This window comes from Streptomyces sp. NPDC047982 (assembly GCF_043204165.1).
Classification (GTDB): Bacteria; Actinomycetota; Actinomycetes; order Streptomycetales; family Streptomycetaceae; genus Streptomyces.
The window spans coordinates 229,022-253,135 of record NZ_JBIDBS010000003.1 but is presented as its reverse complement, the minus strand read 5'-3'; the positions used below and the strand labels follow the sequence as shown (position 1 = coordinate 253,135).

General features: G+C 71.7%; 24 protein-coding genes and 2 pseudogenes. 7 read left to right on the top strand and 19 right to left on the bottom strand.

Annotated features, from left to right (window positions below):
* Positions 1–55: 55 nt before the first annotated feature.
* From ACGF2V_RS04780 to ACGF2V_RS04710, 15 genes and pseudogenes are all read right to left on the bottom strand, one after another.
* Positions 56–585 (bottom strand): annotated as a pseudogene (locus tag ACGF2V_RS04780) (alpha/beta fold hydrolase); the annotation flags it as partial.
* Positions 586–626: 41 nt separating this feature from the next.
* A complete protein-coding gene (locus tag ACGF2V_RS04775; RefSeq protein WP_362705709.1) occupies positions 627–2,270 on the bottom strand; it encodes a hypothetical protein in 1,644 nt (547 codons plus the stop codon).
* A pseudogene (locus tag ACGF2V_RS04770) lies at positions 2,269–2,526 on the bottom strand (3' terminal RNA ribose 2'-O-methyltransferase Hen1); the annotation flags it as partial. The gene ACGF2V_RS04775 and the pseudogene ACGF2V_RS04770, both read right to left, overlap by 2 nt.
* 12 nt (positions 2,527–2,538) lie before the next feature.
* Positions 2,539–3,531, bottom strand: coding sequence for a homocysteine S-methyltransferase (gene mmuM / locus ACGF2V_RS04765; protein ID WP_362705585.1), 993 nt, complete (start codon positions 3,529–3,531; stop codon positions 2,539–2,541).
* A gap of 291 nt (positions 3,532–3,822) precedes the next feature.
* Positions 3,823–4,746 (bottom strand): LLM class F420-dependent oxidoreductase, encoded by a 924-nt coding sequence (locus ACGF2V_RS04760; protein ID WP_362705587.1) that lies wholly within the window; start codon positions 4,744–4,746, stop codon positions 3,823–3,825.
* 257 nt (positions 4,747–5,003) lie between these two features.
* Positions 5,004–5,540, bottom strand: a complete 537-nt coding sequence (locus ACGF2V_RS04755; RefSeq protein ID WP_362617666.1) for a DUF6099 family protein — start codon at positions 5,538–5,540, stop codon at positions 5,004–5,006.
* Between the two features lie 123 nt (positions 5,541–5,663).
* Positions 5,664–6,032 (bottom strand): nucleotide pyrophosphohydrolase, encoded by a 369-nt coding sequence (locus ACGF2V_RS04750; RefSeq protein WP_362617670.1) that lies wholly within the window; start codon positions 6,030–6,032, stop codon positions 5,664–5,666.
* A 2-nt stretch (positions 6,033–6,034) separates the two neighbouring features.
* Complete coding sequence (locus ACGF2V_RS04745) at positions 6,035–7,492, bottom strand: ATP-binding protein (protein ID WP_362705590.1); 1,458 nt, start codon at positions 7,490–7,492, stop codon at positions 6,035–6,037.
* A gap of 277 nt (positions 7,493–7,769) precedes the next feature.
* A complete protein-coding gene (locus ACGF2V_RS04740) occupies positions 7,770–8,168 on the bottom strand; it encodes a cell division protein SepF (RefSeq protein WP_073785031.1) in 399 nt (132 codons plus the stop codon).
* A gap of 104 nt (positions 8,169–8,272) precedes the next feature.
* The gene (locus ACGF2V_RS04735; RefSeq protein ID WP_362705593.1) at positions 8,273–9,604 is read right to left on the bottom strand and encodes a cytochrome P450; all 1,332 of its coding nucleotides are present in this window, start codon (positions 9,602–9,604) and stop codon (positions 8,273–8,275) included.
* The gene (locus ACGF2V_RS04730) at positions 9,601–10,215 is read right to left on the bottom strand and encodes an ATP/GTP-binding protein (protein WP_362705595.1); all 615 of its coding nucleotides are present in this window, start codon (positions 10,213–10,215) and stop codon (positions 9,601–9,603) included. Before ACGF2V_RS04730 ends, ACGF2V_RS04735 begins: the two co-directional genes overlap by 4 nt.
* Positions 10,193–10,546 carry a DUF742 domain-containing protein gene (locus ACGF2V_RS04725; protein WP_362705598.1) on the bottom strand — a complete coding sequence of 118 codons (354 nt, stop codon included), beginning with the start codon at positions 10,544–10,546 and terminating at the stop codon, positions 10,193–10,195. Before ACGF2V_RS04725 ends, ACGF2V_RS04730 begins: the two co-directional genes overlap by 23 nt.
* A complete protein-coding gene (locus tag ACGF2V_RS04720; RefSeq protein ID WP_362617687.1) occupies positions 10,543–10,968 on the bottom strand; it encodes a roadblock/LC7 domain-containing protein in 426 nt (141 codons plus the stop codon). Before ACGF2V_RS04720 ends, ACGF2V_RS04725 begins: the two co-directional genes overlap by 4 nt.
* On the bottom strand, positions 10,965–12,548 hold the full coding sequence (locus ACGF2V_RS04715; RefSeq protein ID WP_362705601.1) for an ATP-binding protein: 1,584 nt from the start codon (positions 12,546–12,548) through the stop codon (positions 10,965–10,967). Before ACGF2V_RS04715 ends, ACGF2V_RS04720 begins: the two co-directional genes overlap by 4 nt.
* A gap of 114 nt (positions 12,549–12,662) precedes the next feature.
* Complete coding sequence (locus ACGF2V_RS04710) at positions 12,663–13,664, bottom strand: MBL fold metallo-hydrolase (RefSeq protein ID WP_362617692.1); 1,002 nt, start codon at positions 13,662–13,664, stop codon at positions 12,663–12,665.
* A gap of 191 nt (positions 13,665–13,855) precedes the next feature.
* On the opposite strand from ACGF2V_RS04710, the gene ACGF2V_RS04705 reads away from it, so the two are divergent.
* Entirely contained in the window at positions 13,856–13,996 is a 141-nt protein-coding gene (locus tag ACGF2V_RS04705) for a hypothetical protein (protein ID WP_362617695.1), read from the top strand.
* 421 nt (positions 13,997–14,417) lie between these two features.
* Here ACGF2V_RS04705 and ACGF2V_RS04700 read toward each other — a convergent pair whose 3' ends face one another.
* Positions 14,418–15,218 (bottom strand): DeoR/GlpR family DNA-binding transcription regulator, encoded by an 801-nt coding sequence (locus tag ACGF2V_RS04700; RefSeq protein ID WP_362705603.1) that lies wholly within the window; start codon positions 15,216–15,218, stop codon positions 14,418–14,420.
* A gap of 195 nt (positions 15,219–15,413) precedes the next feature.
* On the opposite strand from ACGF2V_RS04700, the gene ACGF2V_RS04695 reads away from it, so the two are divergent.
* Both ACGF2V_RS04695 and ACGF2V_RS04690 read left to right on the top strand, forming a co-directional pair.
* A complete protein-coding gene (locus tag ACGF2V_RS04695) occupies positions 15,414–16,310 on the top strand; it encodes a sugar isomerase (protein ID WP_362705606.1) in 897 nt (298 codons plus the stop codon).
* Positions 16,311–16,341: 31 nt separating this feature from the next.
* Complete coding sequence (locus tag ACGF2V_RS04690) at positions 16,342–16,746, top strand: acyl-CoA thioester hydrolase/BAAT C-terminal domain-containing protein (protein WP_362705609.1); 405 nt, start codon at positions 16,342–16,344, stop codon at positions 16,744–16,746.
* Between the two features lie 41 nt (positions 16,747–16,787).
* Here ACGF2V_RS04690 and ACGF2V_RS04685 read toward each other — a convergent pair whose 3' ends face one another.
* The 3 genes from ACGF2V_RS04685 to ACGF2V_RS04675 all read right to left on the bottom strand — a co-directional run bounded on the left by ACGF2V_RS04685 (position 16,788) and on the right by ACGF2V_RS04675 (position 19,658).
* The gene (locus ACGF2V_RS04685) at positions 16,788–17,360 is read right to left on the bottom strand and encodes a hypothetical protein (RefSeq protein WP_362705612.1); all 573 of its coding nucleotides are present in this window, start codon (positions 17,358–17,360) and stop codon (positions 16,788–16,790) included.
* A 113-nt stretch (positions 17,361–17,473) separates the two neighbouring features.
* Positions 17,474–18,658, bottom strand: coding sequence for a P1 family peptidase (locus tag ACGF2V_RS04680; protein WP_362705701.1), 1,185 nt, complete (start codon positions 18,656–18,658; stop codon positions 17,474–17,476).
* 220 nt (positions 18,659–18,878) lie between these two features.
* Positions 18,879–19,658, bottom strand: a complete 780-nt coding sequence (locus ACGF2V_RS04675; RefSeq protein ID WP_362705614.1) for a 4'-phosphopantetheinyl transferase superfamily protein — start codon at positions 19,656–19,658, stop codon at positions 18,879–18,881.
* Positions 19,659–20,895: 1,237 nt separating this feature from the next.
* Between ACGF2V_RS04675 and ACGF2V_RS04670 the strand changes: the two genes are divergently transcribed.
* From ACGF2V_RS04670 to ACGF2V_RS04655, 4 genes are read left to right on the top strand one after another with little or no spacing between them, the layout of a single operon-like run.
* Positions 20,896–22,080: an ADP-ribosylglycohydrolase family protein gene (locus ACGF2V_RS04670; protein WP_362705617.1), complete on the top strand. Its 1,185-nt coding sequence runs from the start codon at positions 20,896–20,898 to the stop codon at positions 22,078–22,080.
* A complete protein-coding gene (locus ACGF2V_RS04665; protein WP_362705619.1) occupies positions 22,068–23,660 on the top strand; it encodes an ADP-ribosylglycohydrolase family protein in 1,593 nt (530 codons plus the stop codon). Before ACGF2V_RS04670 ends, ACGF2V_RS04665 begins: the two co-directional genes overlap by 13 nt.
* Positions 23,657–23,797 carry a hypothetical protein gene (locus ACGF2V_RS04660; RefSeq protein ID WP_362705621.1) on the top strand — a complete coding sequence of 47 codons (141 nt, stop codon included), beginning with the start codon at positions 23,657–23,659 and terminating at the stop codon, positions 23,795–23,797. Before ACGF2V_RS04665 ends, ACGF2V_RS04660 begins: the two co-directional genes overlap by 4 nt.
* Positions 23,798–23,824: 27 nt before the next feature.
* Positions 23,825–24,091, top strand: a complete 267-nt coding sequence (locus ACGF2V_RS04655) for a hypothetical protein (protein WP_392910868.1) — start codon at positions 23,825–23,827, stop codon at positions 24,089–24,091.
* Positions 24,092–24,114: the final 23 nt, after the last annotated feature.

Here is a 24,114-nt window from a genome sequence, read left to right as displayed (position 1 = left end):
CAGCCACGTCTTTTCAAGAGCAGCGGTCGGCAGCCGCACCTCACCGCGAGGCGTGGCCACCTCGGTCTGCCTCCGGCAGCGCGTCGCGGAATGTCTCCCAGGGGCCGGGCAGCAGGCGGCCGACGCCGTGGTAGAGCCAGTCGGTCTCCTCCGGCCGGGTCATGGTGACGCCGACGATGACGACCTCGGAGACCCGCTCTGGGTAGCGCTCGGCGTAGGCAAGGATCAGCGTCGAGCCCCAGGAGCCCCCGTAAAGGAGCCAGCGCTCGATTCCCAGGTGCTCGCGGAGCCGCTCCATGTCGGCGATGAGATGGTCGGTGGTGTTGGCATCGAGGCTGACGGACCGGTCGGAGGCGTGAGGCCGGCTCTCACCGCACCCACGCTGATCGAACAGGACGATCCGGTAGACCTCGGGATCGAACATCTTGCGACTGCCACGACGCCCCCGCTGCCGGGCCCGCCGTGCACGCACAGAGCCGCCTTCCCATGGGGGTTCCCGCTGGTCTCCCAGTAGATCTGGTTTCCGTCGCCGACATCGAGGAGACCGTGCGCGTACGGTTCGATGGGCGGGAACGGCTGGGTCATGATGGTCTCCTCCTGAATGCGCGAAGAACAACCTCGCGAGGCTAGTCGGCGGCTGGAGTGATGTCTCCGGATTTATCCTCGGCTCGGGCGGCGAGGTACTCGGCCCAGTCGCGTCTGGCGTGGGCGACCCAGCGGAGTGCGGTGTGGCGGTGCATCCCGGTCACGTCGGCGAGGATCGGGCTGGGGAGATCAGCGGCGAGGGCGGCCAGTGCCGCGTTGCGGGCGGTGCGAACCGGGACACCGTGCCGGTTGAGTTTCTGGGTCATGCCATGCGTCGAGATCGGCTTTCCCGGGACCATGCCCGGGAAGAGCCACCGAGGGCCTGAGTGAACTCGCGAGAGCTGCGGCCGCAACTGGGGTTGTTCGGCGAGTTGCCGCAGGAGTTCGGCGAGTCGTGGAGGCAGCAGGACGGGGTGTCGGCCCAGGACCAGGTGGGCTTGCTTGTTGCCGAACTTGAGGTGCTCGGGTGTCAGATGGCAGAGGCGTTCGGTGGACGGGCCGAACAGCAGGGTGATCGCGCCGGCAGTCCGGACGTCCGTAGGCAGGGCATCGTCGGTCAAGCAGCGCTGAAGGAGCGGCCATCGGTCGTCCTCGTCGAGCAGGTTCTGGGGCTCCTGGCTCGGGATGGAGGGGACGGTCAGCTCGCGGGTGAGCCGACGGCTTGTAGTCCATTTCAGGAAGTAACGGATCAGGTAGCGCCGTTGGCTGGTGGCACCGGCGATCCAGTCGTCGATGTGCTCCTGGGCGAGGTCGGCGAGGACCAGGCCGCGTTGGTCCATCCAGGCCAGGAAGTCCAGGACGACGCTGACGCGGCGCCGCAGGTCGCGGTCGGCGGAGGCGGGATGGTGGCGGTAGGCGGCCCGTTGGCGTGCTCGCCGGAGCAGGAACCAGTGCAGGAACGGGCGGGCGAGGTTGGCGTGGGCGTCCGGCTTGTCCTTGAGCTCGTGCTCCAGCCAGCCGGGGATGCGTTCGAGGTCCTCATGCCGCTCGTGCAACACGCCGGTGTGTACGAGGAGTTGGCGGATGTAGCGCTGGTTCCGGCTGGGCGGGAGCTCGTCCAGCAGCTCGTGGCTCAGGGCCTGGCCTTCGGCCGCGAGCCGGGCGAGGAGCTTGGTGTTCGGGCTCTCTTTGACCCACTGGATGGCGGGGAACGGCGAGGGGACGGACGCCAGCGCGGCCGCGAGCGGCTCCATCTGCGGGGCGACCGTGCCGTCAGGCCCGGCCAACAGGGCGTTGACCCGCTCGGCGAGTACGCAGTGAGCGCATCGGCCGCGGCTGTGGGGGTTACCGGCCCGGCCGCACCGGCGGCAGTTGTGGTCGGCGGCGAAGCCGACGCAGGGTCCGCAGACGCCAGTGCCGTTTTCGTCCCGCGCGATCAGTGGCTGGACTGTGCCGCAGCGGGGGCACTCGGCAGGGGATCGGAGCACGGCGGTGTAGCAGACCTGGCAGACCGGCCCGATCGGCCATCGGGTGTTGACCGGCTTGGTCTGACCGCAGCGGGCGCATGGCTCGCCGGTGCGGTGACGCCGGTAGCAGTTGGCGCAGATCGGCTGGCCTTGCTCGTCGCGGCTGGTGCAGGGGCGGACCCGGCTGCAGATCGAGCAGGTCACCTCGGGGCCCTGGTAACAGCCGTCGCAGAGGTCCGGTTGACCATCGCGCGCGTTGCGGGCGATGCGCTTGAGCACCCTTCCCCTTGCCCCGACGCACCAGGGCCACCGGATCCACCTCCAGGAGGAGCGCCGCGGTGCACCGCTCGGCGGACGCCTCGGGGTAGAAGACGTGCGCCGTGCCATGGGAAGTGGAGAACGTCTGCGCCTTGTCGGGGTGCTTGTGCAGCAGAAAGCCGAGGTCGGTCGCGGGACGTTCCAGGTCGCCGGTGGTACTGATCGTCAGGAACACACGTCCGAGTATGGTCCGGTCCACTCGCCCGCCACCAAGCATTTTGAGATGCCCTCAACACTGCTGTCCTTCCTGGTCGTTCCCCCTTTCCACACGCCCGGCGTCGGCGTCGATCATCCCGGCCAGCTCCGCGACGGCGGCCGGTCCGACCCGGCAGCACCCGCCCACCAGCCGGGCTCCCGCGTCCCACCAGGCCCGTGCCTTCCCCGGATCGAACGTGGCGCCTCCCGTCCAGCCCCGGCTCCGGGTGTCCCACCGCTCACCGCTGTTGGGATAGACGACGACCGGCTTCCCGGCCGTCTCGGCCGCCACCCGTATCGCCCGGTCCGCGTCCTCCGGATCACAGCAGTTCACCCCCACGGCAAGGACCTGGTCGCTCCCCGCGGCCAGGGCGAAGGCCGTCTCCAGCGGCTGCCCCGCCCTGGTCCGGTCCCCCGCGACGCTGTACGAGAGCCAGACGGGCAGGCCGCACCCCTTCACCGCGCGCAGCAACGCCTCGGCCTCGTCGACGTCCGGCACCGTCTCCAGCGCCAGCACATCGGGCCCGGACTCGGCGAGTGCCTCGGCCCGGGGCCGGTGGAACCGCTCCAGCTCCCGGACCGAGAGCCCGTAACGGCCCCGGTACTCACTGCCGTCCGCCAGCATCGCGCCATATGGACCGATCGAGGCGGCGATCCAGATCTCCCGCTCGGTACCGGCCGCGGCCCGCCGCGCGAGGCGAACGCTGCGGGCGAACAGCTCTGCCGCCCCGGACCGTCCGATTCCTCGCCGCTCGAAGCCCTCGAAGGACGCCTGGTAGCTCGCCGTGATGAGCACCTGCGCGCCCGCCCGCACATAGGCCGTGTGCGCCGCGACGATCTGCTCCGGCCCATCCGCCAGCAGCCGGGCCGACCACAGCGCGTCGGACAGGTCGCAGCCCTGGGCCTCCAGTTGGTTGGACAGACCGCCGTCGAGCAGGACCATCCCCTGGGAGAGCGCGTCGGCGAGGGCGCGGGCGGGCGCCCCCTCGACCGGCCGTCGGACGGATTGCACGGTGACCTCCTTCATGAACCGGACCTCCTCCCCTCGGCCCGACCCCACCACCCGAGCCTCGACGGCGCCCGGGCCCGCCCGCGGGCCGGAGCCGACGGGCCCTGGTCGGATCCGCCCGGTCCGGTCCCGGACCGGCGGGTCCATGTCGGGGCGGCTCGCCCGGCCCGCCGAACCCCCGAGTCCGGCAAGGGTCGATCCCTGCGGCCGGGATCGATGCCTCGCGGGTCGAATGCGAGCCGCCCCCGCGTCCGGTCCGCTCGCCCCCGGTCCGCTCTCCGGCCGGGCGGTGACGAGCCACCGGTCGGCTCAGCCGAGCTGGGGCTGGACCTGGGACGAGATCAGCTCCAGGTGCTCCAGGTCCTCCAGGTCCAGCACCTGGAGGTAGATGCGGGACGACCCGATCGCTCCGTACCTGCCGATCTTGTCGACCACCTCGGCGGGCGAGCCCGCGAGCCCGTTCGCCTTCAGCTCCGCCACCTCACGGCCGATGGCGGAGGCACGGCGCGCCACTTCCGCGTCGTTCTTGCCGACGCAGACGACCAGGGCGTTGGAGTACACCAGGTCGTCGGGGTCGCGATCGACCGCTCGTGCCGCCTCCCTGACCCGGCCGAACTGCTTCTCGCTGTCCTCCAGCGACGCGAAGGGGATGTTGAACTCGTCCGCGTACCGAGCTGCCAGCCGCGGCGTACGCGTCGCTCCGTGGCCACCGACCAGGATCGGCACCTTGGCCTGTGCGGGCTTGGGCAGCGCGGGCGATTCGGTCAGTTGGTAGTACGTACCGTCGAAGCTGAACGTCTGGCCGACCTCCGTCGCCCACAGTCCGGTGACGATCTCCAGTTGCTCCTCCAACCTGCCGAACTTCTTCTTGGGAAACGGAATGCCATAGGCCCTGTGCTCCTCCTCGAACCAGCCCGCGCCGAGCCCGAGCTCGACACGCCCGCCCGACATCTGATCGACCTGCGCGACCTGGATGGCGAGCACACCGGGCAGTCGGAAGGTCCCGGCCGTCATGAGTGTGCCGAGGCGGATCCGCTTGGTCTCGCGCGCCAGCCCGGCCAGGGTGATCCACGCGTCGGTCGGACCGGGCAGCCCGTCGCCCGGCCCCATGCGGAGGTAGTGGTCGGAACGATAGAACGCGTCGAAGCCGAGGTCCTCGGCCGCCTTGGCGACGGTGAGCAGGGTGTCGTAGCCGGCCCCTTGCTGGGGCTCGGTGAAGATTCGAAGATCCATGCATCCATCCTGCACCTCCGGACGCCGGTCGCTCCTCCATCCTTCCACCGCACGTGCCAGGACCACCGTTCCCGCGCATGCCCCATGTCCCCGCTTCACCGCAGTCGCACCATCCACTGCTCCCGGCATCGGGTGCTGTCCCGCCGCCCCTTTCCGCCGACCACGCACGTCCCCCCGATCACGGACGGCCCCGCCCTCACGGCTGCCCGTCGACGACGGTCGCCCCGCTGATCACGGACGGCCATCGATCACGTCGATCACGGTTGGCCCTTCATCGATACGGCCGCTCCGCCCGCCGCCCCGTACGGTCCGTCCCGCTCCCGGCCGCGCTCCAGAGCCTGTTGTCGTTCACGCTCGTGCTCGTCCAGGCGCCGCAGCATTTCGTGCACCCGGTCCATCGACTCGTCGGCCGCGTCGATCGCCTCCATGCACTGCCAGTAGAGCGCCTGCTCATCGGTCTCGCAGGCCACCCCGACCAAGGCCATCCCCACCTCCCCCAGCAGCGCCCCCAGTCCCGTCAACGTCGCCCGGGGTTCGGCCAGTTCGGACAACTGGACAGCCCGGGCCACCTGCGCCCGCGCCGCCGGATGGTCCAGCGGTCCCCCGCTCCTGCCGCCGATCTCGCTGAGCCCGCGCGCCTCTCCCCGTAACTCCTTCGGCCCCTCCGCAGCCAGTCGGCTGCCGATCGCCTGGGCGAGCGCCTGGGCCTGCCACGCCTCGGCGATGATGTCCGGCGTGCCCCGGCTCTGCGCCAGCGCACGCCTACTGACTCCAACAAGCCGCTCCGCTTCCACGCGTTACCCCGTCCGTACGAAAAGCCGCTCAACTCATCCATTACCCACAGTGAGGGCACCCGCACCGAAAAGCCAGAGGAATTCGGAAATCTGTGGACAGGAATCCAACTGTGGATAAGTTGATCACTCCGAAGAGTGACGATCCTGTGATTCGGCGGCCTCGGGACACTCCGGAATCGGAAATCTGATCTCATTCCGGTCGATCTTCTCCGACAGCGCCGTCAGCGCGTCGACGCCCAGCACCTCGCACAACTGCAGCAGATACGCGAGGACGTCCGCGACCTCGTCCGCCACCCGGTGCGCCGTGCCGGGGCTCTCCATCACCCGCGCCGACTCCTCCGGCGTCAGCCACTGGAAGATCTCCATCAGTTCCGACGCCTCGACGCTCAGCGCGATCGCCAGGTTCTTCGGGGTGTGGTACCGCTCCCAGTCCCGCGCGGCCGCGAACGCGGCCAGTCGTCGCTGCAGGGCCCGTACGTCAAGTTCTGTCACCGCTACAGGTCTACCACCGTCACCCCGGGCGTCTCCCTGGCCCCGGCGGCCCCCCGTTCCGTGACCGTACCCACGAGCCCGATGCGCCCGGTCGCGCCGGCCGAGACCGCGAGATCCAGCAGCCCGCCCAACTGCCGTCCGTCCAGGTCGCGGTCGAGTCCGTCGGCCAGCACGGTGAGAGTCTGCAGGGCCGACGGCACCTCCCCGACGGCATCCACCGCCAGCACTCCTGGGCCGATGAGCAGTACCAGCGCGTGCGCGAGGTACCTCAGCTCGCTGTCGCCGAGCCGGCCGAGCGGTGTGCTGCCCCCGCCGTCGCGTCCGACCGTGGCGCGCACCAGCCCGTCCGTCGATCGTTCGGCACTCAGCGTGGTGACCGGCCGCGCACAGCCGGCGCGTGCCGCCGCGACCAGACGGGCGTGGCGGCGGACGCACCGCGTGTACGTGCGCTCCAGCACTGCCGCGAGGTTGTCGCAGCCCCGGCGCAGCCGGTCGTCGCCTGCCGGGACCGGGGCGCGCATCCGCGAGGGCCGCGGTTCGCAGGAGAAGACGGAGCGGAGGGCCACGATCGTCTGTTCCGCGGCGGCCAGGACTCGTAACTGCCCCTCGGTCCTGCCCGCCACCCGCAGGGGCAACAGGGCCGTTCCGAGCCTGTCGTCGGGCAGCGGCGCCCGGGTGACCGGGGCCGTGCCCGCCGTGTGCCAGGCCGCCTGGACCATTGAACGGCCCGGGTCGCGCAGGGCGGTGGTGAGCAGCGTCTCACCGCCGCCGGTGAGGCGTTCACCGACGACACGGAGCGTGGGTTCCGCCTGGACGGCGACGTCGAGCCGCACCGGCCCCGCCGGGCCGTCCGTCGTGCAGCCGATCCGGAATCCTCGGCGGCCCTGCGCATCGGCCGCGGCGCCCTCCGGTACGCAGCCCTCCGGATCCGGGAACACCTGGTCGAGCGGTTCCCCGCCGGCCAGCCGGGCCAGCGCCTCGTACGCCCGCAGGACGCTCGACTTACCGCTGCCGCCGGGACCGGTGAAGAGCGTGACGGGGCCGATGGGGAACGTGGCGCCCCGGTGCGCGGCGAAGGCGGAGAGGCGCAGTTCGGTGACCACCGGCCCGGCGGACCGGACGCAGCCGGCGGATCGAGGGGTTCCGACGGAACCGAGGGACCCGGTGGAACGCAGGCGCTCGATGGAACGCACGCGCTCGGTGGAACGAACGGAGCCGACGGAGTCCGGCGCACCCGCGGCGGCCGGCACGACGGAATCCGGCGCACCCGCAACGACCGACACGGCAGGACCAGCACCCACGACCGTCGACACCACGGGACCGGCGTCCGCGTCGGCCTGCACGACGGGGCCGGTACGGGCGCGGACACCCTCGCCACCGGGCGCCCCTGCGGCGGCATCGGGCGCCGGCGTACCGGAGGCGGGCGGCGGGGTGATGACCCCCGGGCGGAGTGCAGTCATGGGCGGACGGTATGCAGACCGCGAAATGCAGAATCGTTCCGCCTGCCCGACCTTCCTACGATCGGGCTACGTCCACCGTGGCAACCCTGCCCGGTCACTATTCCCCCGATCGAGGGAACTCACCTCGTTCGAACCGCCCCACCCCGACACACCCCGAACCACCACACCCCGAACCACCCCACCCCACCTCGCCCCACCTGCCACGCGACCGTCGCCCGGCCGACCGCCCCCGCACATCGGAGCCGTCCTCCCTCCGCGCCCCCAAAGGCCGACTCCCCTACGAGCCCGGGAGGCCCGCCGCCGCGGCTCCCTCGACCTCCATGCCGACCGGTGACAGCAGGAAGACGTTCCGGTCGACCCGGTGCATCCCGCTGCCGAGCCCGAAGACGACCCCGCTGGTGAAGTCCAGGATGCGCTTGGCCACGTCCGTCTCGGCACTGGTCAGGTCGAGCAGCACCGGAACCTGCGCGACCAGGTATTCCGCGACCTCGCGCGCGTCCGCGAAGACCTGGACCCGGATCACGACGAGGCGCCGCTGTTCGGCTTCCGGGATCTCGTCGGGCACCGTGCGGTGATCGACCCGCGACGGCCACTCGTTGCGGCTGCGCAGAGGCACGACCTGGGCAAGCCCCTCCCACTGCTCGTCCGTGACGTCGTACCTGTCATACCTGCTCACCGGACCACCCCGTCTGTGCTTCGGTCGGCGTTGCGCCCGCTGCGCCCGCTGTTCATCGGGCAATTCTCTCGCCCCTCACCCGTTCGGCGTACTACCGACACGGTTCACGGGCCGATCGACGCCGCCGGCGGGCCTTCCCGCGTGAGGTCGTTCGCGCCGCCCCGCCCGAGGTCGTGCGCGACGTCGGCGGCGTCGTTCGGCCTCATGGCCGCGTCCGTCGGCTCCGTGGCCGCGTTCATGTCGACAGGAGTGAAACGTACCGGAAGCCTCACCAGGGCACGGTGGAAGGGTCCCGGCCGCCACTCCAGCCCATCGACCGGAACACTCAACTCCACATCGCACAACTGGCCGGTGAGTTGCTCGATGGCGGTCATCGCGATGAGCAGCGCCGGCTGCTGCGCCGGGCACCGGTGCGGACCGGCCGACCAGGCCAGGTGGGCGCTGGATCCGGAGCGGGTGCCGGGGGCCGAGAAGCCGGGCACGGACTGGGTGTTGGCCGCGGCGTAGGACACCAGGACCAGTTGTCCGGCGCGCAGCCGGACGCCGTGGAACTCCGTGTCGTGGCGCGGGTAGTGGGCCGAGAAGTTGGCCAGCGGCGGATTCTGCCAGAGAACCTCGTCGATCGCCTCGTACGCCGTCATCGCGCCGCCGTGCAGCGAACGCGCGTAACGGGCGTCGGTGAGCATGTGCAGCAGGGCGTTGCCGATCAGATTGGTCGTCGGATCGTGACCGGCGCTCATGAGCAGGGTGATCTGACGCACCGTCTCGTCATCGTCGAGGCCCTTCGGATGGGCGAGGAGGTACGAGGTCAGGTCGCGGCCCGGCCGGGCACGCCGGGCGGCGACCAGGTCGGTGACGACGCGTACGAGGTCGGCGTACGCGGTGGCGGCGTTCTCTGCGGAGTTGAACATTCCGGCGATGCCGTCGACGACGCGATCGGCGTCGCCCGAAGGCACGCCGAACCAGGTCATGAAGAGGTGCAGCGGAAGCCGTCGGGCGTACTGGGCGATCAGGTCGCCGCTGCCGGTGGCGGCGAACTCGCCGATCAGGCGTCGGGCGAACCGGGCCACCTCGACCCGCAGGTCGTGCGGCTCGATCAGGGCGAGGCTGTCGTTGATGGTCTCGCGGTAGCGGGCGTGCACCTCGCCGTCGCTGAACAGCGCGGTGGGCCGGTAGCCGAGCATCGGCAGCACCGGTGAGTCATCGGGGACGGTGGCCTGCCACGCTCGCGGGTCCTTGGTGAAGGTCTGCGTGTCGCGCAGCAGGTCGACGGCGGCCTGGTAGTCGATGACCAGGAGCGCGTCGATGCCGGGGGCGAGCCGGACGGGGGCGAGGGGTCCGTGCTCGCGCAGCCGCCGGTAGTGGCCCTGCGGATCGGCGGCGAAGTCCGGGCCGTGCAGCGCGAGGGGCTGCGGCGGCTGTACGAACGGTGTCATGACGGATCCTCGGGCCGGGGCAGTCGGGTCAGCACGTGCTCGGCCAGCGCGATCAGCGCGTCGATGCTGCCGCTGCGTTCGCGGGCGTCGCACTGCACCAGTGGGGTCTCGGGGGCGAGGTCGAGGTGCCCCCGCAGGACCTCGTCGCCGTGGGCGGGGGCGTCGGGGAAGCGGTTGACGGCGACGGCGTACGGCAGCCCCTGTTCCTCGACCATGTCCATGACCGCGAAGGAGTCGGCGAGCCTGCGGGTGTCGACCAGGACGAGTGCGCCCAGCGCGCCGCGCGCGATGTCCTCCCAGAGCGGGAAGAACCGTTGCTGCCCCGGCGTACCGAACAGGTAGAGCACCAGGTCGTCGAGAACGGTGAGCCGGCCGAAGTCGACGGCCACGGTGGTCGTGGTCTTGTCCGGCAGACCCGCGGTGTCGTCGAACCGGGTGCTGGACTGGGTCATCGTCTCTTCGGTGTGGAGCGTGGCGATCTCCGACAGCGTCCGGATCAGCGTGGTCTTGCCCACGCCGAACGGACCCGTGACAACGATCTTCATCAGGGTCCGGGCGGCGGGCGGCAGATAGCCGACGCCCGCGCGGTCAGTGGAGGGAGCGGAGTCCAACGAGCAGCCTCTCGACGAGTGACCGGTCGATCTCCCCGGCGCTGGGGATGGGCGGTCGGGTGTGCAGATGTCCGGCGGCCGCGAGATCCGTGGCCAAGAAGACGGTCGCGCTGACCGGCAGGTCCAGGTGGGCGGCGCATTCGACGACGGTGAGCGCGCCCGGTGCCAGCAGTTCGCAGAGTCTGCGCTGCTCGGAGCCGGTGTCCGGGGGCAGGTCCGTGTCGGTGCGCACGAGTACGGCGAGCCGGTCGAGTGCGGGCCCGGCGGGCCGGGTCCGGCCGCCGGTGACCAGGTAGGCGGGGATCAGGCGGCGTCCTCGGCCGGCGGTCATGGCCGGTCGGTGGTGTCCGGTCGGCGGGCGGGCGAGTTCATCGCCCGGTTCAGTGCGCTGACCTGCACCTGCATCTGGTACGCGATGTCGCCGAGCTTGGCCCCGGGCTCCGCGAACAAGGCGAGCGTGGTGTTGTTCCCGGCCGGTACGACGATGGCGAAGCCCTGGTCGGACTCGACGACCGTCTGTGCCAGGTGCGGTGACTGGACGTCGGTGAAGGCGGTGGTGAACGCGCGGGCCGCGGCGTGCAGCGTGGCGGTCATGGCGGCGACCCGCTCGCCCGAGGCCCGGTCGAGGCCGGGCGACGCGCCCTCGACGAGGCCGTCACCGGTGGCGACCACGGCGTGCTGGACCCCGGGGAGTTCCAGCAGGGGGGTCAGCACCCAGGCGAGGTCACCGGTGGTGGGGGTGGGGGCGCTCACGTCTCGTCTCCTTGGTCGTCCTGGCCGTCGCGGCGGGGCTCGTCATCGTGGTGGCTGTGCTCGTCGTCGGTGCGGTGGCGGACTCGGCCGTCCGGTGCGGGTGCGTCGGCGGCCCGTCCGGTCGAGCTCCTGCCGTTGAGGGTGCCCTGTTGGAGTGCCGCCCAGGAAGCCCCCGCCTGCTCCGGTGTACGGGAGACGCTTTCGCGGTCCCGGGTGGCCGCCGCCGTCTCGGAACGGGCCGGGGCCGGCCTCGGGGAGCGCCGGCGCCGGGTGGGGAGCCCGGTGGGCTGCCCGGTACCGGACTGCGCGACGGGCGCGGGCTGAGGGGCGGGGGCGGGGGCCTGCCCGGAGGCGGAGGACTCGGCGGGCGCGGCGGCGGAGGCGGAGGCCGTGGCGGCGGTCACGTGGCCGGCCGCGGAACCGGAGGACTCCGGGGAACCGGAAGGCGCCGTGGAACCGGAAAGCGCGGCGACAGCCGGAGAGACGGCGGATCCGGACGCCGGTACCGGGCCGGATGCAGGCCCGTGGGAACCGATCGGCGCCGGGGCGAGCGCGGACAGGCTGTGGCCGTCCTCCAGCACGGTCAGCAGGTGGGCGGGAACGCGCAGCATCGTCCGCATGCCGCCGAACGGCGACGCCTCGATGCGGCAGTCGAAGCCGTACTGCGCCACGAGCCGGCCGACGACGGCGAAGCCGGTCCTGGGCGGATCGCCCAACTCGGTCAGGAGCACCTCGGACCGGCCGGCCAGCAGCCCGCGGGCCCTTTCGAGCTGGTCGTCGTCCATGCCGATGCCGCCGTCGTCGACGACCAGGAACGCACCGCGCCCTCCGCTCTGCTGGATGGTCACCTGCACGTCGGTGTCGGGATGCGAGTACGCCGTGGCGTTGGCCAGCAGTTCGGCGAGCGCGATGGCGAGGGGTTCGGCGGCACGGGCGACGAGTGCGAGCCGTTCGTCGCGCAGATGGTTGGCGACCTTGATCCGTTCGTAGCCCGCGACGCGGGACTGGGCACCGAGCACGATCTCGACCAGTGGCGAGTTCTGGCGGGCGAGCCCCGGCCAGGCGTCGCACAGCACGGCGGTGGCCTGGGTGCGACGCAACGCCAGTTCGTTGCGGAAGTCGAGTTGGAGGATCCGCGGGTCGTCGTATTCGTGCTGGAGCTCGTGCAGAAGCTGCTGGGACTGGTTGAGCAGGGACTGGATCTTCGCGGAGGTGCCCCGCATCGCCGCGCGGGCGGCGGCGTCGACCCGGCCGCGCTCCTCGACGACCACCGCGCAGGCGGCCTGCACGGCCTCGGCGAGCAGCCGGGCGGCCTCGCCGTCGATCTCGGCCGGCTCCTTGAGCCCGGGGACCGGTGCCGTGGGGTGGGAGAGGGCGAGCGCGGCGACGGGTATGCGCTGGCGGGCCAACTGCCGGATCTCCTCGGTGAGGGCGGCGGTACGGGCCTCGGCGGCCTTCGCCTGCCGTTCGGCCACCTCGGCGCGCGCCAGCGCCAGGCTCTCCGAACGCGCCGCGTTCTGCACGCGGACAGCCGCCGCCACCGCCACGAAGGCGGCGATCACTGCCACGATCCATCCCATGCCGTCACCACATCCCTGTAGTCGGACCGGGCGTCGGCCACGTGGGTCTTCGGCCGGGCCGGGCGCCCAACGACCCGGACCGGTGTCCGGCAAAAGCGGCTGCGGCGACTCTGCTCACGGCTCGGCGGTACCCATCGACTCGCGGGACTGCTCCACTTCCCGGGCGATGACGGCGACATCGGTCATCACCTGAAGCACTCCGGGCAGTTCGGAGCCGTCGAGCTGCCGGTACTCGCTGCCGATAGTTACCACCAGCCGCTCGGGGAGCCCGAGTTCCGGGTAGCGGCCCTCGCCGATGACCCGGCGGGCCGCCTCCAGGGCGGGGACACCCGCGGTGTGGAAGGCATGGGCGCGCTCGCGCACGTACTCCAGGTACACGATGTGCTCGCGCACGCCGGCCCGGTCGAGCACCGGCCCGTGTCCCGGCACGATGGTCTCGGCGCCCGTGGCCAGGACCTTTTCGCAGGCCGCGATCACGTTGCCGAGCGGCCCCGCCCAGTGCACCGCGTGGTCACCGGGCCGGGCCGAGGTGGAGGAGAAGATGACGTCCCCGCTGAACACGGCCTTCTGCTCGGGCAGATGGACCATCAGGTCGCCGGTGGTGTGGGCGGAGGGCAGGGCGGTGAGCCGGACCGGGTACTCCCCAAGGGTCAGTTCCAGCTCGCCGGTGAAGTACGTGGTCGGATGCACGGGCTCGGTCCGCGACCAGTCGAACGGGCCGAAGTGGCGCGCGAGGTAGGCCCCGAGAGGGGACTCCCGGTCCCCAGCGGTGACGAGCGCGTGCTGCTGCTGCGGCGTGAGCTCGTCATGGATGTGGTCGCGGGCCTCACGGGTCGCGATGATCTCCGCGTCGGGAAGCACACCCGCGCCCCAGAAGTGGTCACCGTTCGCGTGGGTGACGATCACCCGGTCGATGGAGACACCGTCGGGCAGCCGCTGGGTCGACTCGGCCAGGAACTGGCCGGCGAGCGCCGTGTCGTACGGGGTGTCGATCCAGAGCGCGCCGCGGGGCGAGACGAGCAGACCGCAGTTCGCCAGCCCCCAGCCCCGCTTCGGCGGCAGCCATGCGTACAGGCCCCGCCCCAGCTCAACGACGTCTCCACCCGTGATCGACATGGACGCGATTATGCCGACCGCGATCCGGCCATGCGTTCGAAGTCGGCCAATAACGTTCCCCATTGGCGTGAAATCGATCACACCAACCTCCGATGGTGACCGTTCGGTGACCCTGAGAGACCGACACTCCGAATCTCCGTACGCCCCATAGCGGGCGAATGCCGTCGACTCCCCCGGAGTCCTCACTCATCATGGCGAAGCAGCTCCGGGCGGTCGCCAAACCCGATGACGTCGACTACCCACCGAGCATGACCAAAAACAGCCGCTTCGACGCCTCCGGCGGCGAGCCGGCGGTGCGGTCGGCCGACCCGGCGATGCGGTCGACGATGTGACCGACGCCTCGCCGGAAGGCCGGAGCAGCGCTCCGCGGCCCGTCGGCCCCGGACCCGTCGAGAGTGGCCCGAGGCGCGCCTCGGCGGACCTGGCCGCGTTCCACGTACGCGATCGGCTCCGGATCGAGGCCCGGCACCTCGCACGGCACACCGCCCTCGCGTGCGCATCCTGCATGGCAAGAGTCACCCGGATGGCAAGAGTTGCTCTTTCCTCCGCCATATCGAGCATTTGCCAACATGGGTGTCTCCATACGAGTTCACTGGCACACCACCCGATGCCCCTTGTCCCGCCCGGGCATGGCCCGTGCGCCCCTTCCGCCCGCAGCACCCCGCCGCCTCGCACGGCGTACGCGTACGGCAGGGCCGCCCCGGGAAGGCGGCGGCCCGCCGTTCGGGCGACCGGCGCGGACCGCGAAAAGGGTCAGACGGCCAGGACGGTGACTCCGGCCTCCGTGAACCTGGCCGTGGCTTCGGGCGTGATCCCCTTGTCCGTGACGAGGAAGTCGACCTGCCCGAGGTCGCAGACCCGGGCGAATGCCCGCTTGCCGATCTTGGAGGAGTCGGCCGCCACGACCACCCGCTGCGCCTGCTGGGCGAGCAGCCGGTTGATGCTGGCCTCGCCCTCGTGGTGGACGTAGGTGCCACGCCCGGTGTCGATCGCGTTGACGCCCAGCACGGCGACGTCCAGGGTGATCTCCCCCAGCACGCCACTGGCCAGCGGTCCCGTCAGTTCGTACGACTGCGGCCTGGCCACGCCACCGGTCACCACCATCTTGATCTGCGGCCGGATGACCAACTCATTGGCGATGTTGAGTGCGTTGGTGACGACGGTGAGCGCCGGCTGCCCGCCCATCCCGGCCGCGCTGTCACCGACGACGTCGGGGCGCACCGCCAGCGAACGGGCCACCTCGGTCAGCGTCGTGCCACCGGTCAGCCCCACCACCTCGCCCACCGCAACCAGCTCGGAGACGGCCCGGCCGATGGCCTGCTTCTCGGGGGCGTACCGCCCGGCCTTGTAGCGCAGGGCCAGTTCGTAACCGACCCCGTGCGCGACCGCGCCGCCCCGGGTACGCGTCAGCAGCTGCTGCTCGGCGAGCTGGTCCAGGTCGCGGCGGATGGTCGCGGCCGAGACGTCCAGCGTGGCCGCGGCGTCCTCGACCTCCACCCGGCCGTTCTTCCCGACGAGTTCCAGCAGCGCGTTCCACCGGGCTTCCCTGGACAAGAGAACTCTCCTCACGATCCCGGGCTTCGGGCACCCATCCCCGTGGGTACGGTCACCGGATTGCGCAAGCGTCGCACAAGGCTCTGACCGCTCAAGCATTCCGCACCACGCATGCTTGAGAATGCTCGTATCACACCTATAGCGTGCACGTACGAGCATCATTCAGCATCATTTTACGAGTTCGGAGTGCATAACGTGCCTTTTGTCGAGATCGAGACAGCCAGTCAGCCGGAGTGCTGGTGCCGCGCCGCCGAACTGGCCGCCGAACTGGCCGAGTCCCGGGCGGGCGTTCTGCCCGTCGCCGGTGAGCGTGTCGCGATCGTCGGCTGCGGCACCTCGTTCTACATGGCCCAGGCGTACGCCGCGCTCCGCGAGGGGGCCGGGCAGGGCGAGTCCGACGCCTTCGCCGCCTCGGAGTTCCCCATCGGGCGCGCGTACGACCGGGTCGTCGCACTCACGCGCTCGGGCACCACGACCGAGGTCCTGGACCTGCTCGGCCGCCTCCGCGGCGTCACCCGCACCGTGGCTGTCACCGCCGACCCCGACACCCCCGTCATGACCTGCGCCGACGACGTCGTCGTCCTGGACTTCGCGGACGAGAAGTCCGTGGTTCAGACCCGGTTCGCCACCACCGCGCTCACCCTGTTCCGCGCCCACCTCGGCCTGCACACCGACGCCGTGGCGCGCGACGCCGAGACGGCGCTGACGGAGCCGCTGCCCGAGGGCCTGCTGGACTGCACCCAGTTCACGTTCCTCGGCCGGGGCTGGACGGTGGGCCTCGCCAACGAGGCCGCCCTCAAGATGAAGGAGGCGTCGCTCTCCTGGACCGAGTCGTACCCGGCGATGGAATACCGTCACGGTCCCATCAGCATCGCCACCGACACCACCGCGACCTGGATGTTCGGCACCGCGCCCGAGGGCCTGTCGCAGCAACTGCTCGCGACCGGCGCCCGCTGGGTGGAGAGCGACCTGGACCCGCTGGCCGACCTGGTGCGCGTACAGCGCCTGGCGATCGCCCGCGCGGCGGCCCGCGGCCTGGACCCCGACAGCCCGCGCCACCTCACCCGCTCCGTCGTGCTCACCGACGACTGACCGCCGGTGGACATCGTCGAGCACACCTTCGGTGCTCCGGGCGCGCGCACGCGGGAGACCACCGCCAAAACCCCTCAGGTGCCGCCCCACGTCCCCGGCCGACCTCCTGCTCGTCGCGGGCGGGGACGACGCGATGTGGCCCTCGCTCCCCTACGCGGAGGAGCTGGCCGACCGGCGCAGGGCCGCGGGGCTGCCCGTGCGGTTGATCAGCGCCCTGGACGCCGGCCACCGCCCGCGCTTCCCCGGCGAGGGGCCGGCACCGGATTCCGCGCATTTCCTCTACGGGGGTTCGCCGGCTGCGGACGCCGCGCTCGGGGCACGGGCGTGGCCGCACCTGCTCGATGTGTTCCGCGGGGCACGCGGGCATCGGGGCGGTCTCCGACCGCTCCCGGCGCGTCGAATGCCCGCCGGTGACGGGCGGGTTCCGCGTCCGTGAGGGGCCGGTGTGCGTTCCGGCCCCTCAGGGGCGCCGTCGTCTCAGGACTCCTCGAAGTAGGCGTCGAGGGCCGCGTCGAGCTGTTCCGCCCACCGCTTGAGGTCGCTCCTGGCAGACGCCTCGACCTCGGCGTTGAACCATCGGCGTGTCGACACGTGGACCGTGACGGTGAACCGGCGGCCGAACCGAGGGGTCTTCACCTCGACCGCCCCGATCTCGTCCCAGTCGAATTCGGCCTCCTGGTCGTCCAGCCGGAACCGGATGCCCTCGTGGTTCACGGTGATCGCTCCGCGGCGGTCGCTCACCTCGAACACCGGTCCGTCCTTGGGCCGTCGGCCCTTCTTCTCCTTCCCGTCGGCTTCCCCGCCGTCCGCCGTACCGTCGGCCTCGGCCTTGGACCCGGACTGGGGCTCCGCCTCGGCGGGGGCGTCGTCGACGGCGATCGCGCCGGGCTCCGGTCCCTCCCCCTGTCCCCGCCCCTGCTCCTGTTCCTGCTGTCGTCGGTCCGGTTCCGGCTTCCCGGCGGTGACGGGGGCCGTGAGGCCGGGGATGTACGCCGGGTCTGTCCCCGCGGCGTACCCGGGCTGGGTGTTCGGATCTATGCGCTGCTCCACGGCGGGCAGTATGGCCGACGAACCTGTACGAGACCAGTGACCCCCGCGTCGACCGCCCGTACGCCCCGGCAACTCCCCCGAACGCCGGGCCGGGACCGGCCCGGCGTGCCGCGTCAGCGCGTCCGGTCCGCCACCAGTTCGGTCACCCGGTCCAGCGGAAGCGCCGGCACGTGGTGGCCGGCCCGTCCGGTCGTCGAGTGTGCGCCGGTGAGTGCGTTGAGCACCGCCTCCTCCACCGATTCGACCACCGCTCCGTAGAAGGGATCCATCCGCCCCCACGGCACGAAACGCATCGACTCGTACGGCGCGCTGCCGTCGTCCTCGGGGAACGTGCTGGTCAACGCGGTCGGGTTGGCCGTGGAGAAGGCCAGGAAGAGGTCCCCGGAGAAATGGCTGCCGGTGGTTCCGGTACGGCCCAGCCCCAGCGTCGCCCGCCGCGCCAGCGCCTTGCACTGCCCGGGCAACAGCGGCGCGTCGGTCGCCAGCACCACGATCACCGAGCCCGCGCCAGGCGGCACCGGGCGCTCCTCGGCGACCGCCGGTCCAGCGGCGGATGCCGGGCCTGTGGCAGGTGTCGTGGCCGGACCGGCGGCAGGTGTCGTGGCCGGACCGGCCGCCGGAACCGGCTCGGACGCCGTGGCCGGACCGGGCAGTTCGCGCCCCACCGGCACGCCCGCCACCACCAGTTCGCGACGTGCGCCGAAGTTCGCCTGCACGAACGCGCCCACGGTGTAGCGGTCGGAGCCGTAGCGGACCACTCGCGACGCCGTCCCCGAGCCGCCCTTGAAGCCATAGCAGCGCATGCCCGTGCCGCCGCCGACGCACCCCTCCTCGACGGGACCGGAGGCCGCCGCGTCGATCGCGGCTCCCGCGTGATGCTCCCGCACCGCCGTGCCGTGGATGTCGTTCAGGTGGCCGTCCCACGTCTCCGTCACCACCGGCAGCAGCCATTCCGGTGCCATCCCACGGCAGTTGGCGCGCACCCACTCGACCACGCCCCGGTGCACCGGGCCCACCGCGTACGTGTTGGTGATGAGCACCGGGACGGCGAGCGAGCCGCTCTCCTCGATCCAGGCCGTGCCGGTCATCTCTCCGTTGCCGTTGAACGAGTGCCAGCCCGCCGCGCACGGGGTGCCCACGCCGCCCCGGCCGCGCGGCAGGAGCGCCGTCACCCCGGTGCGCACGTCGTCGCCCTCGACGAGGGTGACATAGCCGACCTCGACGCCCGGAACGTCCGTGATGGCATTCCACCGCCCCGGCTCACCCGTCAGCGGGATACCCGCCTCACGCGCCCGCATGCGGCCTTCGTTCCTGTGATCATCGCTCATGCGAGCAGAGACTACGGCCGGGCCCGGGCCCGCACGAGAGTGCGACGACAACGGTCATACCCCCCTGCCGCCCTCGGCCCCCTGACCACGGGGCACTGGCGCCCTCTGCCGACCTCGGCCCCTGCTCACCGGGCACCTCTTGACGACTGGGCGCCCCTGTCGGCCCGCCGCGCTCCAGGTGTCCGGATCGCTACGGGGTGTCCGGCGCGTTCTCGATGACGATCGCGGTCGCCAGCAGGCCGTCCGCGACCAGCCAGCGTCCCCGCAATTCCCTGGGGACCACCGGCACCGTGGCCGACGGCCGCGCCTGCGTGTCGCAGGCCGCTCCCCGTTCGGCCTGCGGCGCGGTGCCCGGGGCGGATCCCGGGGCGGATCCCGGCACGACATCCGCCCGTGCCACCAACTCCTCGGCGGAGACCAGCAGTTCCACGTTGAAGGAACCGTCCGGACGAAGCACGATGTCGGCCTGCTCGAAGCCCAGCCATCGATGGGTGAGCGGAAACCACGTCTTGTAGACGCTCTCCTTCGCGCTGAACAGCAGCCGGTCCCAGTGGATCCCGGGGTGCCGCTCGCGCAGTTCGCGTTCCCGCCGCTGTTCCGTGGCGAGTGCGACGCTGTCGTGCACGTCGTCGGGCAGTGGCGCGTGCGGTTCGGCGTCTATGCCGATGGTGCGGACATCCGCACGGCGCGCCACCGCGGCGGCTCGGTAGCCCGCGCAGTGGGTCATGCTCCCGACGGTGGCCGGCGGCCAGACGGGGGCACCGCGTTCGCCCTTGAGTATGGGCGCGGGAGCGACGCCCAGCGCACCGAGCGCGCGGCGGGCGCAGTGGCGCACCGTGGTGAACTCCCTGCGCCGGACCTCCACGCTGTTGCGGACCAGCTCCTCCTCGGCAGGGAAGAGGGTGGCGTGAGGCGGATCGGAGAACGCCTCCTCCACGACCACCCGCGACGGCAGGATTCTCTCGATCACTGTCTCCCCCTCATCTACTGCGCCGCCTCGGCGGTTCGGCCGGTCCGGCCGGTGCCGGTTCCAGCATTCCCCTCGTAGGAACACTAGTGCCGCATCGGGCAGCGTTCGCCCCGTCGCGACGCCCGGCACTTCCCCGAGCTCTCGGCTTCGCTCGAGCAGGGGAGACCCCTTCCTCGCCGCACCGGCCGACAACGCACGTACGTCCAGTACGAGGGCTTGCGGCCGGCACACCGAGAGCACGCACCGCACGCGCTCCTTGACGGGCAAACGTTGCCTGCCGCGGCCCTGGTTGCGGCGGGGCGGAAGGTTCATCGCATCGTTACTGATCCATGATGCGTGACGCGCGCCCGCCCCCTGACGCGTGACACGGGGTACGCGCCCGCCCCCTGACGCGTAACACGGGGTGCGGGACGTGTGATGCGGGACATGTGATGCCTGGACGGACGAACAAGGTTTCTAACCTTCGGAGCCCGGACGGTTCGGTCGAGCACACGGGTGACAACCTCACCGTCAACTCCCCATGTCGCCTCGGCCGCCCGGGTCCAGTACCGCTCGTACGCGGAGCTGCGGCAGTGGACGCGCGGCAGCGACGTACGGACCGAGCGGGCCGCGTCCCTTCAGCCGACGACCGCCCGTGCTCGGACCTCTCGTGCGGCTGACCGCCCGGTCAGCGGACCGGTGTCCGGTACGCGGCAGCCGTCCTGTACGAAACAGGCGGGCTCCGGTACGGGACAGCCGGGTCGGCAGTGTGCACCGTCCCGCGCGCCTCGCCGTACGTCGGATCACCCGTTGCGATGGCCGCTTCGCCGTAACCGGCCCTGTAGCGGGTCGGCGGGTGCAGTGTGATCGGCATCCGGTTCAAAGCATGCCTGGGGGCGTGGAAGCAACCGGTACTCCGCACAGGCCGATCACCCGCCCGAGTGATTGTTCCGAACCAGGCAGTGACGTGGACGCCGACATCCACGACCACCCGGCCGACAACGGCGACCGTGGCCTCGACCGCCGCCGATGCCGGTGCACGGCATGGGCCGGTCGGGAGGCGACCGGAAACGAGAACGACTCGCCCCGTTTCGACGCCGACCCGTTTCGACGCCGACCCGTTTCGACGCCGACCCGTTTCAACGCCGACCCGTTCCAGCGCCGCCCGCTCCGCCACTCACGGCGTGCTCCCCCCCCCCCGCCTCCCCCTTCCTCCCCCTTCCTCCTCTTCCCTCCCCCGCACCCGGAAGGAACCGGTATGACTCCTCGGACCGATACGAAGCGAACCGTCACGAACCTGGAGGACCGCACCACCGGCACGCTCGTCGGCGCCGCCGTGGGCGACGCGCTCGGCGGCCCGGTCGAGGGCTGGGCCCCGGAAGCCATCGTCGAACGGCACGGCGGCCGGGTGCGCGGCATCGTGGAACCGTTCCACAAGGACGAGTGGCGGACCGCTCGCCCCCTCGCGCCGTACCACAAGGGCGACGGCCACGTCACCGACGACACCTTGATGACGCACGCGCTGATCCGCGTCTACGAGAAGGTGCGCGACCACCTCGACGCCTACGCCGTCGCCGACCACCTGGTCCCCGACCTGATCACCAACGCCCGCTGGATCCCGGAACTGGAGGCGGAGGCGCTGCCGCTCCAGCGGATCTTCCTCGCGGAGAAGTGGATCGTCGCACGCATCCACTACGGGCACGTCGACCCGCGCGAGGCGGGCGTCGGCAACATCGTCAACTGCGGTGCGGCGATGTACATGGCTCCCGTCGGCGTGGTCAACGCGGGCAACCCGCTCGCGGCGTACCAGGAGGCGCTGGACGTGGCGGGCGCGCACCAGTCGTCCTACGGGCGCGAGGCGGCGGGGGTCCTGGCGGCGGCGGTGGCCGCCGCGTTCAAACCGGACGCCACCCCCGTGTCCGTCGTCGAGGACGCCCTCGGACTGGCGAAGGACGGCACGAGGGCGGCCATCGAGGCGGTGTGCGAAGTCGCCGCCCGTTATGACGACTTCGAGGATGCGCTCGTACCGCTGAGGCAGGCAGTGGCCCCCTTCGACACGGTCGGACCGGACTACCGCAAGCCGTCGCTGGGGGCTCGTCGCCCCTCGCGTCTGCACTCCATCGAAGAACTCCCCGTCGCCCTGGGCATGGTGCTGGTGGGCAGCGGAGACTTCCGGCACGCCGTGCTCGGCTCGGTCAACTACGGTCGCGACTGCGATTCGATCGCCACGATGAGCGGTGCGATCGTCGGTGCCCTGCACGGCGAGAGCGCGGTGCCCCGCGAGTGGAGCACCGAGGTCGCCCGGGCCAGCCGACTGGATCTGCGCGCCCCGGCGGCGTCCCTGGCCAGCGTCGCCCGCGAGGTGCACGCTCTCGACCTGGAACGGCGCCGCGCCCACGAGGCCGCCTTCTCGGTGATCGCGGGCCACCGATGCTGCGACTGACCTGGGTCCAGCCCGAGGACCTGCTCGGGCACGAGCTGCGCCAGGCCGCGCAGGACGGCAGGGACGCGACCGGAATCGTACGCCGCTGGGCCGCGGCGGGCGGCCATCCGGCGCCCGGCCGGGACGGCGCCTCCGCCCGACCGGGGCCACCCGGACTGCGCGCGCTCGCCGAGGAGTTGCTGGACGAACTCGCACTGCTTCCGACTCCCCTGGCAGCGACGGAGCCCACACCCGGCCCGGTCATCACCGTCACCCCGGGCCCGGGCAATCCCCGACGCACGGAACCGTTCCCGCACACGGAGCCCGCACCAGGTACGGAACCGGTTCCGCGCACAAGACCCGCACGGCGTGCGGAACCGTCCCCACACGCGGAACCATCCCCACGCACACAACCCGCACCACGTACGGAACCGGCTCCGCGTCCAGAATCCGCATCGCGTACGGAGGTCGGCACGGGTGCGGCAGCCACCGCACAACGCACAGAGCTCGACCGGCTGCACGCGGCCTGGCTGGGCAGGGCCATCGGATGTCTGCTGGGCAAACCCGTGGAGAAGATTCCGCTCCCCGGCATCCGCGCCATCGGCCGGTCCACCGGCAACTGGCCCCTGCGCACCTGGTTCACCGAGCGGCGCCTGGATCCGCGGATCGCGGCGGCGTACCCGTGGAACCGCAGGTCCCGCCCCACTTCCCTGGCCGAGAACATCGACGGCATGCCGGAGGACGACGACCTCAACTACCCGCTTCTCAACCTGTTGCTGCTCCGACGCCACGGCCACGGCTTCACCACGGACGACGTGGCGCGACTGTGGCTGGACGAATTACCCGCCGGACGCACGTTCACCGCGGAGCGCGTCGCCTACCGCAACCTGCTGGCCGGGCTGGAGCCCCCGCTGACGGCCACGTACCGCAACCCGTTCCGCGAGTGGATCGGCGCGCAGATCAGGGCTGACGTCTTCGGCTGGACGAACCCGGGCGCTCCCGCACGGGCCGCCGAACTCGCCCGCCGCGACGCGGTGCTGTCACACACGGCGAACGGTGTCTACGGCGCGATGTTCGTGGCGGCGGCCATCGCGCACGCAGCCGGACCCGCCCCCACCACGGTCCACGAAACCCTCACCGTCGCCCTGGCCCACATCCCGCCGAACTCCCGCTACGCACAGGCGATCCGCTTCGGCGTCGACACCGCCCGGGCGGAACCCACCGGCACCCCGGCCGGCTTCGAGCGGGTCGTCGACACACTGCACGCCCGCTATGCCGCCGACCACCACTGGGTGCACGTGCTGCCGAACGCGGCCCTGCTCGCAGCCGCTCTCACCCACGCGGACGGGGACTTCGCGGGTGCCATCTGCCGTGCCGTGTCCGGCGGTTGGGACACGGACTCCAACGGCGCGACGGCCGGTTCGCTCACCGGCCTGCTGGCGGGCGACCCTGACTCGCTCGGCGAACGCTGGACCGCCCCGCTGAAGAACCGCCTCGCCACTGGCATCGGCAACTTCGACGGCGTCGGCTTCGACGAACTGGCCCGCCTCACTCTGGAGACCCGGGAGTTCGAAGGCAGGGCCTACCCTCGGCGACCATGAACCGCACAAAGCAGAAGAAACTGTCGCAACACCTCGTCGCGGCCGGCGCGTTCGGTGCCGCCACCGACGTGGACGCACGCCTGCGCAGGGGAGCCCGGCCGGAGGCGGTCGATTTCTACGGCACAACCCCTCTGTAAGCGGCGGCTGTTCAAGCAAACGCCGACATCAACCGTCGTCTGCCGGCGGCCGGAGCGCCGCCCGACGAGGAGAGCGGCTACCTCACGGAGGGCACACCGCTGTGCGCGGCCGAGTACTGGGGTCACACCGAAGCGGTGCGCGAACTCCTTGCCCACGGCGCCGATCCCGATCTCCGCGAGGATCACGGTACGGGCCGCTCCCCGCTCGAATGGACGCGGAGCGGGCCCGCACCCGGAGACGGCCGCCGCACTGCTCGCCGCAAGGCCACTCCTCACGAGGGCTTCCTCGCGTAGCCCGTGGACGCGCCGCCGAGAGG